The sequence below is a fragment of the Variovorax sp. J2L1-78 genome (genome assembly GCF_030317205.1).
Taxonomy (GTDB): Bacteria; Pseudomonadota; Gammaproteobacteria; order Burkholderiales; family Burkholderiaceae_C; genus Variovorax; species Variovorax arabinosiphilus.
On record NZ_JASZYB010000003.1, the window covers coordinates 70500 to 87996 of the forward strand.

At 67.2% G+C, this 17497-nt stretch carries 14 protein-coding genes; all 14 read left to right on the forward strand.

Annotation, left to right across the window (positions count from 1 at the left end; genetic code table 11):
- Positions 1-144 precede the first annotated feature (144 nt).
- The 14 genes from QTH86_RS18825 to QTH86_RS18890 all read left to right on the forward strand — a co-directional run bounded on the left by QTH86_RS18825 (position 145) and on the right by QTH86_RS18890 (position 17479).
- On the forward strand, positions 145-1968 hold the full coding sequence (locus tag QTH86_RS18825) for a DUF1800 domain-containing protein (protein ID WP_286647758.1): 1824 nt from the start codon (positions 145-147) through the stop codon (positions 1966-1968).
- Positions 1969-1987: 19 nt separating this feature from the next.
- Positions 1988-3487 (forward strand): DUF1501 domain-containing protein, encoded by a 1500-nt coding sequence (locus QTH86_RS18830; RefSeq protein WP_286647759.1) that lies wholly within the window; start codon positions 1988-1990, stop codon positions 3485-3487.
- A 75-nt stretch (positions 3488-3562) separates the two neighbouring features.
- Positions 3563-3784 carry a hypothetical protein gene (locus QTH86_RS18835; RefSeq protein WP_286647760.1) on the forward strand — a complete coding sequence of 74 codons (222 nt, stop codon included), beginning with the start codon at positions 3563-3565 and terminating at the stop codon, positions 3782-3784.
- A 4-nt stretch (positions 3785-3788) separates the two neighbouring features.
- A complete protein-coding gene (locus tag QTH86_RS18840; protein ID WP_286647761.1) occupies positions 3789-4283 on the forward strand; it encodes a GFA family protein in 495 nt (164 codons plus the stop codon).
- 135 nt (positions 4284-4418) lie between these two features.
- Complete coding sequence (gene mgrA / locus QTH86_RS18845) at positions 4419-5462, forward strand: L-glyceraldehyde 3-phosphate reductase (RefSeq protein WP_286647762.1); 1044 nt, start codon at positions 4419-4421, stop codon at positions 5460-5462.
- 247 nt (positions 5463-5709) lie between these two features.
- Complete coding sequence (locus QTH86_RS18850; protein WP_286647763.1) at positions 5710-6837, forward strand: porin; 1128 nt, start codon at positions 5710-5712, stop codon at positions 6835-6837.
- Positions 6838-7009: 172 nt separating this feature from the next.
- Complete coding sequence (locus QTH86_RS18855) at positions 7010-7864, forward strand: TauD/TfdA dioxygenase family protein (protein ID WP_286647764.1); 855 nt, start codon at positions 7010-7012, stop codon at positions 7862-7864.
- Positions 7865-8026: 162 nt separating this feature from the next.
- A complete protein-coding gene (locus QTH86_RS18860; protein ID WP_286647765.1) occupies positions 8027-9553 on the forward strand; it encodes an ABC transporter substrate-binding protein in 1527 nt (508 codons plus the stop codon).
- Positions 9554-9897: 344 nt separating this feature from the next.
- Complete coding sequence (locus tag QTH86_RS18865; RefSeq protein WP_286649399.1) at positions 9898-11085, forward strand: aromatic ring-hydroxylating oxygenase subunit alpha; 1188 nt, start codon at positions 9898-9900, stop codon at positions 11083-11085.
- A gap of 36 nt (positions 11086-11121) precedes the next feature.
- Positions 11122-12198: an ABC transporter permease gene (locus QTH86_RS18870; RefSeq protein WP_286647767.1), complete on the forward strand. Its 1077-nt coding sequence runs from the start codon at positions 11122-11124 to the stop codon at positions 12196-12198.
- Entirely contained in the window at positions 12195-13076 is an 882-nt protein-coding gene (locus QTH86_RS18875) for an ABC transporter permease (protein WP_286647768.1), read from the forward strand. The genes QTH86_RS18870 and QTH86_RS18875 overlap by 4 nt, the downstream gene beginning before the upstream one ends.
- A gap of 4 nt (positions 13077-13080) precedes the next feature.
- Positions 13081-15009, forward strand: a complete 1929-nt coding sequence (locus tag QTH86_RS18880; protein ID WP_286647769.1) for a dipeptide ABC transporter ATP-binding protein — start codon at positions 13081-13083, stop codon at positions 15007-15009.
- A gap of 99 nt (positions 15010-15108) precedes the next feature.
- Positions 15109-15921 (forward strand): TauD/TfdA dioxygenase family protein, encoded by an 813-nt coding sequence (locus tag QTH86_RS18885; RefSeq protein ID WP_286647770.1) that lies wholly within the window; start codon positions 15109-15111, stop codon positions 15919-15921.
- Positions 15922-15955: 34 nt separating this feature from the next.
- A complete protein-coding gene (locus QTH86_RS18890) occupies positions 15956-17479 on the forward strand; it encodes an ABC transporter substrate-binding protein (protein ID WP_286647771.1) in 1524 nt (507 codons plus the stop codon).
- Positions 17480-17497: the final 18 nt, after the last annotated feature.

Genomic DNA, 17497 nt, shown 5'->3' on the forward strand with positions numbered 1-17497 from the left:
TGTGTCCAGGAGACGGAAAAAGTCACGTTTATTAACAGCGCTTGTCTGACAGACGGCGCTTAGAGTCCTTGCAGCCCGGTGAACGCCGGGCATGGCGTTTGCCTTGAAAGGCATAGGGCGCATCGCGCCGAGGAGCGGGGACTCATGGTGGAAGCAATGGTGACGGGCCGCGTCGGCGTGCCCGGGGAAGGCGTGCGCGAGGACGAACGGCCCGGTGCGGCAGACGCGACGTCGGGCGCACCGGCACTGTCGCTGGCGGCGACCCTGGCCGCCGCGGCGGCGCTCGCGGCCTGCGGGGGCGGCGGCGGTGGTGGCAGCGGCAGCACCGGTTCGGCCAGCACGAGCGACGGGGCGGGCTCGCTGTCGGCACTGGCGACCACGGCGACCGCCCAGACCTATGTCTACACCAAGCCGCAGAACGACGCCGAAGCGGCGCGCTTCCTGCTGCAGGCGCAGCTCTCCGCGTCCGAGACGGAGATCGCCGACGTGAGCGCCAAGGGCTACTTGCCGTGGCTGGGCGAACAGTTCGACGCGGCACCCACCCTCACCGGGTGGGCCTGGATCGCCAGCAAGGCCTACAACGCGGTCGACACCGACGGCATGATCTGGCAGCAGCTCATGACCTCGCGCGACAGCCTGCGCAAGCGCATGGCGCTCGCGCTGACGGAGATCTTCGTGGTGTCGGCCAACGACATCGGTTCCAACTGGCCGCAGTACATGATGGCCCAGTACTGGGACATGCTGGTGGCCGGCGTCACCGGCAACTTCCGCACGCTGCTGGAGAACGTCACGCTGAACCCGGCGATGGGCTACTACCTGAACACGCGCGGCAACCAGAAAGAAAATTCATCGGGCCGCCAGCCCGACGAGAACTACGCCCGCGAGGTCATGCAGCTGATGACCATCGGGCTGTACCAGCTCAACCCCGACGGCACGGTCAAGCGCGGCGCCGACGGCACGCCGCTCGACAGCTATACGCTCGACGACGTCACCAACCTGGCACGCGTCTTCACCGGCTACGACCTCGACATCGCCACCGCCGACAAGGGGGCCTTCACCCCGCCCGGCGCCACCTACACGATCGAGAGCAACGCCTGGACCACACGGCCGATGGCGCTCACCGCCAGCCGGCATTCGACGCTGGCCGCCACGTTCCTCGGCACCACGGTGGCCGCGGGAACCGAAGGCAAGGCCGCACTCAAGACGGCGCTCGACACCCTCTTCAACCACCCGAACGTCGGGCCCTTCATCGGCAAGCAGCTGATCCAGCGGCTGGTCACGAGCAACCCGAGTGCGGCCTACGTGGCACGCGTCTCGGCGGTGTTCGCGAACAACGGCGCGGGCGTGCGCGGCGACATGAAGAGCGTGATGGCCGCGGTGCTGCTCGACAACGAGGCGCGCAGCCCGGCCGGCCTCACGGATCCCGGCTTCGGCCGGCTGCGCGAGCCCATGCTGCGCTTCGTGCAGTGGGGGCGCACCTTCGGCATCGGCTCGACGCTCGACACCTGGAAGATCGGCAACCTTTCGGGCACCGCCAACCAGCTCGGCCAGAGCCCGCTTCGCTCGCCCTCGGTCTTCAACTTCTTCCGGCCCGGTTACGTGCCGCCCGGCACCGCGCTGGTCGAAGGCGGCCAGGTGGCGCCCGAGTTCCAGCTGGTCAACGAGACTACGGTGGGCGGCTACCTCAACTTCATGCAGGGCGCCATCCAGAACGGCTTCAGCAGCAAGGATGTGATCCCGACCTACGCGGCCGAGAAGGCGCTGGTGCTCGAGCCCGCGAAGCTGGTGCAGCGGCTGAACCTGCTGATGACGGCCAACCAGCTGCCGGCCGACACGCTCAAGCTGATCACCGATGCGCTCGCGCAGCCGGCGGTCACTGCGACGAGCACCGATGCCGTCAAGGCCAACCGGGTCTACGCGGCCGTGCTCATGGTCATGGCGTCGGCCGAATACCTCATCCAGAAGTAAGAAACCGGAAGCCAAGGCCATGCACTTCATCGATCCCCAGGGCCACACGCGCCGCGCCTTCCTGCGCCGTTCGGGCCAGCTCGCGATGGCCGGCACGGCGCTGCCCTTCGCACTCAATCTCGCCGCCATGGGTGAGGCCGCCGCGCAGAGCGCCACCGACTACAAGGCGCTGGTCTGCGTCTTCCTGTACGGCGGCAACGACTACGCCAACACCGTCGTGACGTACGACGACCCGAGCTACCTGGCCTACAGCCAGATCCGTGGCGGCAACGGATTGGCCGGCGGCGGCGTCGCCATCCCCAAGGCGGCCCTCACGCCCACGCTGCTCAGCCCGACGACCGCGCTGCCCGACGGCCGGCAGTACGCGCTGCACCCCGCCATGACGCAGCTGGCGAACCTGTACAACACCGACGGCAAGGTGGCGGTGCAGCTGAACGTCGGCCCGCTGGTGGTGCCGCTCACGCGGGCGCAGTACCAGGGCAGCGACCGCCGCAACTACCCCGTGCCGCCGAAGCTCTTCTCGCACAACGACCAGCAGTCGACCTGGCAGTCGTCGTCGCCCGAGGGCTCGACCGTCGGCTGGGGCGGCAACCTCGGCGACCTGGCGATGACGCAGAACGGCAACTCGCTGTTCACCTGCATGTCGGTGTCGGGTAACGCGGTGTTCCTGTCGGGCGACAACGCGCTGCAGTACCAGGTGAGCACCAACGGTGCGATCCCCATCAACAGCGTGAAGAGCAACGTGTACGGTTCCTCGTCGGTGAAGGCCGCGATGACGCAACTGGTGCAGCAGACGCGCGGCCACACGCTGGAGAACGAATACAACCGCATCACGGTGCGGGCAGTGCAGGCCGAAGGACAGGTGAACTCGGCGAGCGGTATCGCCTATCCGAACGGCGAACCGGGTGTTGCCGGCACCTTCCCGTACAACGTCACCACCGGCGGCGTGCCGTACAACGGCAATGGCCTGGCCTCGCAGCTGGCCATGGTGGCGCGGCTTATCCGCGGTCGCAGCACGCTCGGCGCCAAGCGCCAGGTGTTCTTCGTGTCGATGGGCGGTTTCGATCTGCACGACAACCTGATCGCCAACCAGCCCGGCCTCATGGCGCGCCTGAGCGACGCGATGGCCGCCTTCCACAAGGAGATGGTCGCGCTCGGCCTGGGCAACAACGTCACGAGCTTCACCGCGTCCGATTTCGGCCGCACGCTGGCGAGCAACGGCGACGGCTCCGACCATGGCTGGGGCGGCCACCACCTCGTGGTCGGCGGCGCCGTCAAGGGCAAGGACAAGCTCTACGGCAAGGCGCCGGTGGTGAGCATCAACAACGACTCGAAGCTGGCCGGCTACGAAGGCCACGTGGGGCAGGGGCGCCTGATCCCCGGCACCTCGGTCGACCAGTACGCGGGCACCCTCGCCAAGTGGTTCGGCGTGCCGGCGGCCGACCTGGGCAGCATCCTGCCGAACCTCAAGAACTTCGGCAGCGCGGACTACCCGACGGACCTGGGCTTCATGGCGTAGCCGCACGGCCTGCTGCGTAACGGGGGGCACAATGCGCGGGCCGGCGCACCTGCCGGTCGAAGGAGGACCCTCACCATGAACGCAACCCGCATCGTCGGCATCCTGCTGATCGTCGCCGGCATCGCCGGCCTGTCGATCGGCGGCTTCAGCTTCACCAAGGAAACCCACCAGGCCAAGCTCGGCCCGCTGGAGTTGTCGGTGAAGGAGCGCGAGAACGTCAACATCCCCACCTGGGCCGGTGTGGCCGCCATCGTGGTGGGCGGCATCCTTCTGGTGGTCGGCGGCAAGAAGGGCTGATTCCGTGACGGCCGCGCAAGGCGGTTGCACCTGCCGCGCGGTGCGCTACTGCCTCACCGATACGCCACTCTTCGTGCACTGCTGCCACTGCCGGTGGTGTCAGCGCGAGAGCGGCAGCGCCTTCGCCCTCAACGCCATGATCGAAGCCGATCGGGTGACGCTGCTGGCCGGCGCGCCCGAGCCGCTGCACACGCCGTCGGCCAGCGGCCGTGGGCAGACGATCGTGCGCTGCCCGCAGTGCCGCGTCGCGCTGTGGAGCCACTATGCCGGCGCCGGCCCGTCGGTCAGCTTCGTGCGCGTCGGCACGCTCGATGCGCCGGATGCCTTCCCGCCGGACATCCACATCTTCACCGCGTCGAAGCAGCCCTGGGTGCAGCTGCCGACCGGCGCGCTGGCCGTCGACGCGTACTACGACCGCACGACCTGCTGGCCGGCCGCTGCCCTGGCGCGCATGGACGCGCTGCGGGCGCACCGCGACCCGCCGCCGCCTGCGGCCTGACGCTGCCGCCCGCCGCCGCGGGCAAGAACCCGGACGCGCTGGAACAAGAAGCGCCGACTCGATCCGCGTAGCCTTTCTCTGCAGGCCGGCCGTCCTGGCCGGCATTTCCTTGCCTCACAGAGAAAACGCGAATCCATGACCTACATCGCCGCCGCCGAACGCTACCAGCAGATGCAATACCGGCACACCGGCCGCAGCGGGCTCAAGCTGCCCGTGCTGTCGCTGGGCCTCTGGCACAACTTCGGCGACACCACCCCGTTCGAACGCCAGCGCGACATGCTGCGCACCGCCTTCGACCTGGGCATCACGCACTTCGACCTGGCCAACAACTACGGTCCGCCCTTCGGCAGCGCCGAGCGCAACTTCGGCCGCCACCTGAAGGACGATTTCAAGAGCCACCGCGACGAACTGGTGATCTCGACCAAGGCCGGCTGGAGCATGTGGCAGGGCCCGTACGGGCGTGGCGGCGGTTCGCGCAAGCACATCTTCGCGAGCCTCGACCAGTCGCTCGGCCGCCTGGGGCTGGACTACGTCGACATCTTCTATTCGCACCGCTTCGACGCCGACACGCCGCTGGAGGAAACCGCCGCGGCCTACGCCAGCGCGGTGCAGCAGGGCAAGGCGCTGTATGTCGGCATCTCCTCGTACTCGGCCAACAAGACGCGCGAATTCGCACGCCTGCTGGCCGAGCACCGGGTGCCGCTGCTGATCCACCAGCCGGCCTACAACATGCTCAACCGCTGGATCGAGCCGGAGCTGACCGGCACGCTCGAGACGCTGGGCGCCGGCTGCATCGCCTTCACGCCGCTGGCGCAGGGCCTCTTGACCGACAAGTACCTGAACGGCATTCCGCCCGATGCACGCATCAACCAGCCGGGCGGCGATTCGCTGCCGGCCTCGCACCTGAGCGAGCGCAATCTGGCCGCCGTGCGCATGCTCAATGAACTGGCGCAGGGCCGCGGCCAGACGCTCGCGCAGATGGCGGTGGCGTGGATCCTGCGGGACCCGCGCATGACGTCCGTGCTCATCGGTGCCAGCAGTGCGAAGCAGATCCGAGAAAACGTCAAGGCGCTGGAGCGCCTGGATTTCACCGCCGAGGAATTGGCTGAGATCGATCGCCACCTGATCGATGGCGGCGTGAACCTCTGGGAAAAGCCCTCGACGGACCAGCGGATCTGAACCCTGGCGACATGTCGCCCGAAGGCAGGACTTGATCGCAAATGAACCGAAAACCGCCAAAAGACGCCAATGCGGTTATCTGCAAGTTCTTGAACATTCTCGAACAAGAAGGAGTGCAGTGCTCTGAAATAACCTGAAAGAACTGATGCGGCATATCGGAGGAGGAATTCCAAGTGCCTGTCGGAGCTGCGTTTTTTCAACGTTGAAAACGCAAGGTTCTTCATCTCGGAACACTGAGGGTATTGAAATGATCAAGCGTTGTCTTTGGGGTGCGATGGCCGCCTTGTCCTTGTCGGCCCATGCGCAGAGTTCGGTCACCATCTACGGCATCATCGATGCGGGTATTACCTATATCGACAATCAGGGGGGCGGAACGCAATACAAATTCGCCGACGGGGTCAATTACGGAAATCGTCTCGGATTTCGAGGCACCGAAGACCTGGGGGGCGGCTTGCGTGCGCTGTTCAATCTCGAAATGGGCTTCAACCTGCGCAATGGAACCCTGGGCCAGGGCGGTCGCGCCTTCGGCCGGCAATCGTGGGTCGGGCTGGAAAGCGCTTCGCTCGGCACCGTGACCCTGGGCCGCCAGTACGACTTCGTGCGGGACTATCTCACCCAGTTCAACTACGGCGGCTTCGCCAGTGTCTACGCCGGCCACCAGGGCGACTACGACCGCATTTCCGGCAAGCAGATGGACAACACCATCAAGTACGTGACGCCCAGTGTCGGCGGCTTCACGGCAGGCGCCATGTTCGCGTTCGGCGAGCAGATCGACGCCTTCAACACCAAGACGGCCTTCAGCCTGGGCAGTGGCTACAAGAACGGTCCGCTGAGCGTCGGCGCTGCCTATGTACGGCTCAACGACACCAACGTCTATCCGTACGCGCAGACCGGTGTGTTCTCGTTCATGGGGGTTCCCGTGGCGGTCGCCGATCCCGCCACGAACACCGTGACCGATCTCTACGGGACGACGGGTTCGGGCTTTCTCGTGGACAAGCAGGAAATCGCCGGCATCGGCATCAGCTACAACTTCGAGAAGTTCCTGCTCGCGGCCAACACCACGGCCACCAAGTTCACCAAGGGCGACAACAGCACGACACAGCACGTGTACGAGCTCGGCGGGATGTACTTCCTCGGCGGCCCGTGGGCACTCGTCGGCGGCTACCAGCACGTGACCATGGCCGACGACAAGTGGGACCAGTACACCGGGGGGGTGCGCTACAGCCTGTCCAAGCGCACCACCCTCTACGCATCGGCGTCCTATCTGCATGCGTCGTCGAATGTCGATGCCTCGCAAGGCGCCGGCTTCTACACGCTGCCCTCGAACGACAACTCGCAGACGACCTACCGCGTCGCGCTGGTCCATACCTTCTGACGACGGGGAGGGGCGCGCGCATGAACCCGTCGATGCCGCTGCGCTACTGGTGGCTGTGCCTGTTCCGAGCGGCCGAGCATGTTCCGCCTGACCGGCATGTGACTTGCAGCCCCGTCGGTGCAACTCGCCGCCGGACGCCTCCTTTTCCTGAACGAATGCCCGAAAGAACCCCATGACCATCGCAGAGACCCTTTCCATCCGCAAACTCAAGGACAACTACGGCGCCGAAGTGCTCGGCGTCGACGTGTCCGCCCGCGACGCCGACACGCTGCAGGAGGTCGTGAACACCTTCAACCTGCATGGCGCCGTGCTGCTGCGCGGCCAGTCGCTCACCCCCGAGCAACTGGTGAACTTCGCGCGCGCCTTCGGCCAGCCCGAAGGCCACACCATCAAGGAGCACACGATGCCGGGCTTTCCGGAGATCTACATGCTCTCCAACCGCGAAGTGAACGGCAAGCCGATCGGCAGCCACCGTGACGGCGTGGGCTGGCACACCGACTACTCCTACAAGGAAGAGCCGGTGATGTGCACGATGCTCTACGCGGTCGAGGTGCCGGCCGAGGGCGGCGACACGCTGCTGGCCGACATGTGCGCGGCCTACGACGCGCTGCCCGAAGCCAAGCGCGCCGAGCTCGACGGCCTGAAGGTGCACCACAGCTACGAGCACCTGATGACCACGCGGCTCTATGCCAAGCGGGAACTCTCGCCCGAACTCAAGGCTGAGAACCCCGACGTGATCCATCCGCTGATCCGCACGCACCCGGCCAACGGGCGCAAGGCGCTGTGGCCCAGCAGCGGCACGGTCAAGGGCGTGATCGGCATGGAGAACCCCGCGGGCGTCGACCTGGTCGATTCGCTGGTCGCGTACGGCACGCAGGATCAGTTCGTCTACCGCCACCAGTGGCAGGTGGGTGACCTGCTGGTGTGGGACAACCGCTGTTCGCTGCACACCGGCTCGCTGTTCGACGACAAGAAGTACATCCGCGAGGCGCATCGTCTCTGGGTCAAGGGCGACCGTCCCTTCTGAACGCACGAATGAGCCTGCTGCGCGACCCGATCTCGCACCTGCGGTCCTCGCCGCACGAGAGTGCGGCTCCGGTCCTCGATGCAAGCTCGGGCCGCTCGCGACGGCTCCTTCGCACGTTCATCGCTCCCTGATGACGCTTTGTTTTTCCGCTGAGGAACCGCCATGATCAATCGCCGCAATTTCACGCAGTCCGTTCCCGCCGGCATCGCCGGCCTGCTGCTCGCGCAATGGGGCATCGATGCCAACGCCGCGGCGGAGCAGGTGCGCATCGCCTACCCGATCGATGTGCCGAGCTGGGACCCGAGCAAGAGCGCGGCGCCCAACCCGACCGCGCTCTTCAAGTGCGTATTCGACCAGCCGCTCGAATACACGCCCGACTCCAAGCTGCAGCCCGGCGTAGTCAAGCACTACGAGTGGCTCGACAAGGAGGGCCTGGTGCTGCAGGTCGACCTGCGCGACGACGTGTTCTTTCACAACGGCGACAAGCTCACGTCGGAAGATTTCAAGTTCACCTTCTTCGACCGCCTGCGCGCCGAGAAGGGGCTGCAGCTGAGCTTCATCTGGAGCGGCATCACGGCCATCGAGACGCCGTCGCCCACGCGTGCGGTCATCCGTTTCAGCAAGCCGATGGTCACGGCGCCGCAGTTCCTCGGCTACAGCGCGGCCTTCATCCTGCCCAAGGCCTATTACGAGAAGGTCGGGCTCGACGGCTTCCTCGCCAAGCCTGTCGGCTCGGGGCCGTACAAGCTGGTCGACTACCAGCGCGACTCGAGCATCACGCTCGAGGCCTTCGACCGCTACTGGCGCGGCCCGGCGAAGATTCGCAAGATCGTGTTCCAGGTCGTGAAGGACCCGACCACGCGCGTCTCGGCCGTGCAGTCCGGCCAGGTGCAGCTGGCCGCTGCGCTGCCGATGCGCGAGGCGCTGCGCCTGGGCCAGAGTCCGGGCCTGGCCAACAGCCTCACGCCCACGGTCGACACCTACCTCGTGCAGATGGTCAACAGCGGCCCGCTGGTCGACAGGAACGTGCGCCTCGCCATGCACCACGCGATCGACAAGCAGGCCCTCTCCAAGGCCTTCTTCAACAGCATCGCGGCGCCGCTCTCGACCGCGGCGGCGCCCGGCACCCCGGCCTATGCACCCGACTACACCTTCGCCTTCGACCCGGCCCGCTCGCAGGCGCTGCTGAAGGAGTCCGGTTATGGCCCCGGCAAGCCCGTGCAGTTCCGCTTCTTCGCCACCAACGGCATCTACCCCAACGATTTCGAGATGGCCCGCGCCCTCGTGCAGATGTGGAAGAAGGTCGGCATCGACGCGGCGCTGGAGGTGATCGAGCCGGCCCAGTACTACACCAAGGTGCAGGCCGGCAAGCTCGAGGGCCCGACGCTCTGGTTCTGGACCAACGCCACCGGCGACCCGGAGCTGTCGGCCGGCTACTACCTGGACCCGAAGAAAAGCTTCTCGGTCTGGCGCAGCCCCGATGTCTCGACGCATCTCGATCCGCTGCTGGTCGAACTCAATCTGGAGAAGCGCATCGAGGGCTACAAGAAATTCCACGTCTGGGCGGTGGAGCAAGGCTATTCGCTGCCGCTGGTGCAGGGCGTGTCCACCGTGGCCTATGCCAAGGCCGAGGCCGGCTACAAGCCGTTCCGGAACGGGTGGATCCTGCCGTACTACTGGAGCGCCTGAGCGCGGCATCGATCTGAACGTCCGGCGGAAGGCCGCGGCGCCGGTGCATGCCGGACCGCGGCCTTGTCGCATCCGCGCGCACCGATGGCGCGGTTCTCGCTACGAGGTCGGACCTCATGTTTTTGCTGCTTTTGCGTTCGATCGCCCACGGCCCAAGATGGTGCGCCCCCAGGCCATTGGCCGTGCGCCTGATGGCAAGACCCACCCGGGGACGGCTCCTAAGATCGTTTGCACTCCAGGCCTTTTCGGGGAACGAGACTCCCGCGAAAAGAATTCATCTCGAAGGCGCAGCAATGACTTTTTCTCCCACGGACCAATTCTTTGAAGAACTCGACAGCTCGGTCTTGTCCGTTCAAAAGGCGCAGGCACTGCCCCCGGTGTGCTACACGGATCGCAATTTCTACGAGTTCGAAAAAGAGGCGGTCTTCAACCACGAATGGCTGTGCGTCGGCCGCGAGTCGTGGGTGACCCGGCCCGGCGATTACTTCACCACGAAGATCATCGGCGAGCCGCTCGTCATCGCGCGCAACCGCGCCGGTGAGATCAAGGCGATGTCGTCGGTGTGCCAGCACCGCGCCATGCTGGTGGCCGAGGGCCACGGCAACACCAACGCCTTTCTCTGCCCGTACCACCACTGGGCCTATTCGCTCGACGGCGACCTGATCGGCGCGCCCGCCATGGAGCAGACCCTGGGCTTTGACAAGAAGGCCTTCTGCCTGCCGACGCTGAAGGTCGAGGTCTGGCAGGGCTTCGTCTTCGTGAACTTCGATCCCATGGCCGAGCCGCTGGCACCGCGCCTGGCCGAGGTGACCGAAGCGCTGGCCAACTTCGACCTGGCCCATCTCGACGGCCCGCGGCCCGACAAGCCGGCTCACTTCGCGTGGAACTGGAAGGTCATGTTCGAGAACAACAACGACGGCTACCACGCCAACCGGCTGCACCACGGCCCGCTGCACGACTTCGTGCCGAGCGCGATGGCGAGCTTTCCGGACCTGCCCGAGACCACCGCCGGCTACTACCGCTTCAACGGCACGCTGCACCAGGACGCGAGCTTCAACGCGACGCAGAAGGCCATCCTGCCGGTGTTCCCCAAGCTCAACACCGAAGAGCGCAACCGCATGATGTTCGCCAACATCCCGCCCACGCTGTCGCTGGTGATGATGAGCGACATGGTCATCTACATGATCCTGCGCGCCGACGGCCCCGAGACGCACGAGATGGACACCGGCCTCTTGTTCGCGCCCGGCGCCATGAAGGACCCGCTGTTCCAGCAGCGCATGGCGATGAACATGCACGCGGCCAACGAGATCATCGCGCAGGACCTGCATGTCGACGAGCTGGTGCAGGTGGGCCTGCGCTCGCGCTTCGCCACGCGCGGACGCTATTCGTGGCAGGAGCAGGCGCAGCGCGAGTTCAACAACTGGCTGGTGCCGCGCTACCAGGCCGCCTGGAAAGCCAGCGGCAAGAAGGCCGCGCGCATTCCGATCCACCAGGCCGAGGCCCGGACCGACGCTGTCACCCACGACTGCTGATCGCCCTTCGGGGCGCGTCACCCACCACCCATCGCCATGCTCACCTCTCCCGCCCTGTCCACGCCGGCATCGACCGGCCGCCTGAGCGCCATCGCCGGGCGCAGCCTCGCCGCGATGCCGACCGTGTGGCGCATCCTGTGGCGCGTGCCGATGCTGCTGGCCCTCGCGGCGCTCGTGTTCTTCGTGCTGCGCGTGTTGCCCGCCGACCCGATGGGCATGTTGCTGCCGCCGAGCGCGACGCCGGCCGACGTGAAGGCGCTGACCGAAGCGCTCGGCCTCGACAAACCGATTCCGGTGCAGTTCGGCATCTGGCTGGGCAACGCGTTGCACGGCGACCTCGGTCGCACGCTGACGTCGGGGCTGCAGGTCACGCCGCTCATCCTGAAGGCGCTGCCGACCACGCTGCAGCTGATCGCCTGCGGCCTCTTGCTGGGCATGGTGTTCGGCATCGGCGGCGGGCTGCTGGCCTTTCGCTACCGCGGCACGCGCATCGAGCGCGCGGTGGAAGTCGTCAACAGCATCTCGATCTCGGTGCCCGAGTTCCTCTGGGCCATCCTGCTGATCCTCGGCGTGGGCATCGGGCTGAAGCTGCTGCCCTTCCTCGGGCAGCTCGACGCCGGCCTGACGGTGCCGAACGTGACCGGCTTCCTGCTGGTCGACGCCGTGGTGGCCGGTGACTTCGCCGCGCTGTGGAGCGCGCTGAAGCACCTGGCACTGCCCGCCTTCGCCCTGTCGCTGGGCATCGCGCCGCCGCTGATGCGCATCCTGCATTCGAGCCTGCTCGACGCCTACACCGAGGACTACGTGTCGGCCGCCCGCCTGCGCGGCCTGAGCGAGAACCGCATCCTGGTGCGCCATGCGCTCAAGAACGCGGCGCTGCCGACCGTCAGCATGCTGGGCATCCAGGCCAGCACGGTGATCGGCGGCACGCTGCTGATCGAGACCATCTTCGGCTTTCCCGGCATCGGCAGCCTGATGGTCAACGCCATCGGCGCGCACGACCTGCCGATGATCCAGGGCCTGGCGCTGACCTACGCCGTCGCCGTGCAGGCGGTGAACATGGTCACCGATGCGGTCCTGCTGCTGCTCAACCCCCGACTGCGCACGCCATGAGCTCCCTCGCACTCCCCGCATCGGCACCGCTTCGGCGCGTGCTCGGCGAACCCCGCGTCGTCATCGGCGTCAGCCTGCTGCTGCTCCTGATCGCGCTCGCGATCTTCGCCCCCTGGCTCGCGCCGCACGCGCCCAACGAGCAGGACCTGCTCAATACCGTGCTGCCGCCCGCGTGGGCGCCGGGCGGCGATCCCAGCTTTCCGCTGGGCACCGACGCGCTCGGCCAGTGCATCCTCTCGCGCCTGATCTACAGCACACGCGTCACGGTGATCATCGCGCTCACCGCCCCGCTGGGGGCTGCGCTGCTGGGCTGCACGCTGGCGCTCATCGCGGGCTACCGCGGCGGGCGCATCGAGTGGGCCATCCTGCGCATGGTCGACCTGTGGATGTCCTTCCCCGCCATCGTGCTCGCACTGGTGCTGATGGTCGCGCTCTCGCCCGGCCTGCTCAACGTGATCGTCGCCATCATCCTGGTCGACTGGACGCGCTTTTGCCGCGTGATCCGCGCCGACGTGGTGGTGCTGCGCCGCAAGGACTACGTGGCCGCGGCGCGCATCACCGGCGCCTCGCACTGGCAGGTGGTGATGAAGGACATCGTGCCCGGCATCCTGCCGACGCTGATCTCGCTGATCAGCCTGGAGATGGGCATCTCGGTGGTCGCGGAAAGCATCCTGTCCTTCGTCGGCATGTCGGTCGAGCCCAACGTGCCGACCTGGGGCGTGATGATCGCCGACGGCCTCAAGAGCGTGTTCAGTTCGCCGTGGGGCCTGATCGCGCCGGTGGGGTGCACCGTGCTCACGGTGCTTGCGACCACCTGCCTGGGCGACGGCCTGCGCCGCACCACCGACCCCCGCCTGTTCAATCGTTCGGGGACCTGACCTCATGAGCCTCGCCCACGCCATCCCCTACGCATCGGCCGTGCCGCCGCTGCCGCCCGTTCAGGCCAGGCCCGCCGGCGCCGTCCTGCTCGAAGCCCGCGGTCTGACCGTCTCGGCGCCCGGCCGGCCCGAGCGCCTGCAGGTGCTGCGCGACGTGAGCTTCACACTGCGCGCCGGCGCGACGCTCGGCCTGGTTGGCGAATCCGGCGCCGGCAAGAGCATGCTCGGCCGCGTGATCGCGCGCCACCTGCCCGACGGCTTCACGGTCGATGCCGGCACGCTGCGCTTCGGCCATGGCGATGGCGATGGCGAGGGCGGCGTCGACCTGCTCGGCATGCCCGCTGAGGCGCACCGCGCCTTGCTGGGCGCGCGCATCGCCTTCATCCCGCAGGAGCCGATGACCGCGCTGAACCCGGTGCTCACCATCGGCCAGCAGCTGCAGGAGCACCTGCTGCGCCTGGGCGTGGCGAAGGACGAATGGCGCGAGCGCGCCACCGCGATGCTGGCCGAGGTGCGCATCCACCAGCCGGCGCAGGTGCTCGACAAGTACGCCTTCCAGCTCTCGGGCGGCATGTGCCAGCGCGTGATGATCGCGATGGCTTTCGCCGGAGACCCGCAGCTGGTGGTGTCCGACGAGGCCACCACGGCGCTCGACGCCAGCACGCAGGCGCACATCGTCACGCTGATCCGCGGGCTGCAGGAGCGGCGCGGCACCGGTGTGATCTTCGTGACGCACGACCTCGGCCTGGCCGCGCACGTGTGCGACGAGCTGGTGGTGCTCTATGCCGGCGAGATGGCCGAGCGCGGCCCGGCCAAGCGCATCTTCACGCGCTCGCTGCACCCCTACACGCAGGCGCTGCAGCGCGCCAACCCGCACCTCACCGGCCCACGCCGCCTGCTGTTTTCGCTGCCGGGCCAGATGCCGGGCATCAGCGACTTCCCGTCGCTGAAGGGCTGCCGCTTCCAGCCGCGCTGCGCGGTGGCGACCGAGGCCTGCGCGACGGCCGTGCCCGCGATGCGCGAGGTGCTCCCCGACCACCACGTGCGCTGCGTGCATGGCGCAGCCGCGCCCGAGCCGCTGCTGGCCGCCGACGCGAGCGACGCGACGATCTTCCACGCACCGCGCATGAGCGACGCGCCCTTTCTGCAGGTCGAGGGCCTGTCGAAGGTCTACACCCCGCGCGGCGGCTGGTTGCGGCGCGATGCCGGCGTGCATGCGGTGAAGGATGTCGACCTGACCATCGCGCCCGGCGAATTCGTCGGCATCGTGGGCGAGAGCGGCAGCGGCAAGTCGAGTCTCGCCCGGCTGGTGATGGGGCTGGAGACGCCGAGCGAAGGCCGCATCCTGCTCAACGGCAAGGCGTTGGTCGCGAGGGCGGAAGACTGGGCGCGCCGCATCGCATCGATCCAGATGATCTTCCAGGACGCGCGCTCGGCGCTCAACCCGCGGCGGCGTGTGCAGAGCCTGGTCACGCAGTCGATGGAGAGCCGGCCGAACCTGCACAGCGACCGCCAGGCGCGTGCCCGCGAGCTGGTGGCCGACGTCGGCCTCGCACCCGACATGCTCACGCGCTTTCCGTCGCAGATGTCGGGCGGCCAGCGCCAGCGCGTGAACATCGGCCGCGCGCTGTGCGACCTGCCGCAACTGCTGGTGGCCGACGAGATCGTCTCGGGCCTCGACGTGTCGGTGCAGGCGCAGATCCTCAACCTGCTGCTGCGCATCCGCCGCGAACACAAGATTTCGCTGCTGCTGATCTCGCACGACCTCGCGGTGGTGCGCTACCTGTGCAGCCGCGTGCTGGTGATGCACCAGGGCGTGGTGGTGGAAAGTGGTGAGACCGAGGCGGTGCTGGCCAACCCGCAGCACGCCTACACGAAGAGCCTGCTGGCGGCCGTGCCGCCGCGTGACCTCGGCGTGCGCTGGCCGCAGTGACCCGCGCTTGCGCATGGCGCGCAAGTCGCCATGCGCCGCGAAGCAAGAGCAATCGTGCCCCTCGGGCCAAGAATGGATGCATCCAGGAGTGAATGGACCATGCAGTACGAGACGATCCAGGTGGCGCCGATGACGCTCACCATCGGCGCCGAGATCGGTGGCGTCGACCTCACGCAGCCGCTGCACGCGCAGCAGGTGCACGAGATCCACGAGGCCCTGATGAGGCACCAGGTGGTGTTCTTTCGCGACCAGAAGCTGGACTTCGAATCGCACCAGCGCTTCGCGCGCCACTACGGCGATCTGGTGCTGCACACCGGTGGCTTCGGTGTCGAGGGCTATCCGTACGTGGTGCCGATCCATGGCGATGCGAATTCGAAGTCGGTGGCCGGCGAGAGCTGGCATTCGGACCTCAGCTGCAACGAGGAGCCGCCGATGGGCAGCATCCTGCACCTGCACATCGTGCCGCCGATCGGTGGCGACACGCTGTTCTCGAGCCAGTACGCGGCCTACGAGGCACTGTCCGACCGCATGAAGGGCTACCTCGACGGCCTGACGGCCGTGCACGACGCCGAGCACATCTACCGCAAGTACACGACCGACCCGAACAAGCGTTTTCCGGCGACCGCGCAGCCCATCGTGCGCACGCACCCGGTGACGAAGCGCAAGTGCCTGTTCGCCGACGCGCAGTACACGACGCACATCGTGGGCCTCGACAAGCCCGAGAGCGACGCGATCCTGAAGTTCCTGTTCGCGCACTGCCAGAACCCGAACTTCCAGGTGCGCTTCCGCTGGCAGCCGCACTCGGTCGCTTTCTGGGACAACCGCTGCGTCGAGCACCACGCGGTGTGGGACTACTTTCCGCAGACACGCTCCGGGCATCGCGTGACCATCCAGGGCGACAAGCCCTTCTGATCCCTTCGATCCTTTTCACGGAGCGCTTGCTGCCATGACCCACCGCAGAGATTTCGTCACCAGGCTGCCGCTCGCGCTGTTCGGCGCGTCGATGGCCACCACCTTCGGCACCGGCGCCTTCGCGCAGGACGCGCGCACCGTCACGGTCGCGTTCCCGATGGACATCCTGAGCTGGGACCCGGTGTCGCTCAACCCGACGCAGTCGGCCGTCATCAAGTGCGTGTACGACCAGCCGCTGGAACTCGCGCCCGACCTGAAGTTCGCGCCCAGTGTGGTGTCGAGCTACAAGTGGCTCGACACCACCTGCACCCTGCTGGAGCTGAACTTCCGCGACGGCGTGACCTTCCACAACGGCGACAAGCTCACGTCCGCCGATTTCAAGTTCTCCTTCTTCGACCGGCCGCGCGCACAGAAGGCGTCGCTGCTGGCCGGCGTGTGGTCGGCCATCGAATCGATCGACACGCCCACGCCGCTGAAGGCGGTGGTGAAGTTCAGCGCGCCGATGGCGATCGCGCCGGTGATGTTCGCGGACATTCCGGCCTACATCCTGCCCAAGGCCTACTACGAGAAGGTCGGCAAGGACGGCTTCGAGGCCAGGCCCGTCGGCTCCGGCCCGTACAGGCTGGTCGAGTACCAGCGCGACCAGCGCATCGTGCTCGAGGCCTACGAGAACTACTGGCGCGGTGCGGCGAAGGTCAAGCGCCTGGTGTTCCAGGTGACCAAGGACCCGACCGCACGCGCCGCCGCCATGCAGGCCGGCCAGGCCGACCTGACGATGAACATCCCGGTGCGCGAAGCCGAGCGCCTGGGCGCACTACCCGGCCTGTCGCCGCACCTGGACGCGACCACCGGCGTGGTGTTCCTGCAGATGGCGAACAAGGGCCTCCTCACCGACAAGAACGTACGGCTGGCCTGCCACCACGCGATCGACAAGGCGGCCATCTCGAAGGCGCTGTTCGGCGGCCACGCCACGGCGGTCTCCATGCCGGCCGGCCCAGGCTTCCCGGCCTATGTGCCCGACTTCAAGATCGCCTTCGACCCCGAGAAGGCCAAGGCACTGCTGGCGGCCTCGGGCTACAACGCGGCCAACCCGGCGAAGCTGAACTTCTACACGAGCAAGGGCGTGTTCGCGAGCGACTTCGACACCGCGCGGGTCATCGCGCAGATGTGGCAGAAAGTCGGCATCGAGGTCAACCTGCAGGTGCTCGACAGCCCGACGCTCTACGAATACCAGCGCACCGGCAAGTTCGACGGCCCGGTGCTCAAGCCCTTCAATCCGGCGGCGGGCGATCCGGGCACCTACTCGGGCTACATGCTCGACCCGAAGATGAGCTTCTCGATCTGGAAGGGCGAGGACATCCCGCCGAAGCTCTACCCGCTGATGGGTGAGTCCGACGATGCCAAGCGCATCGACGGCTTCAAGGCCTTCGACATGTGGCAGGTGGAGCAGGGCTACTCGATCCCGCTGTTCCTCGGGCTGAGCACCATCGTGGCGAAGAAGTCGCTGGGCTTCAAGCCGTACAAGAGCGGCATCCTCATTCCGTACAGCTGGGCCTGAGGCGCGGGGCGCCAGGCC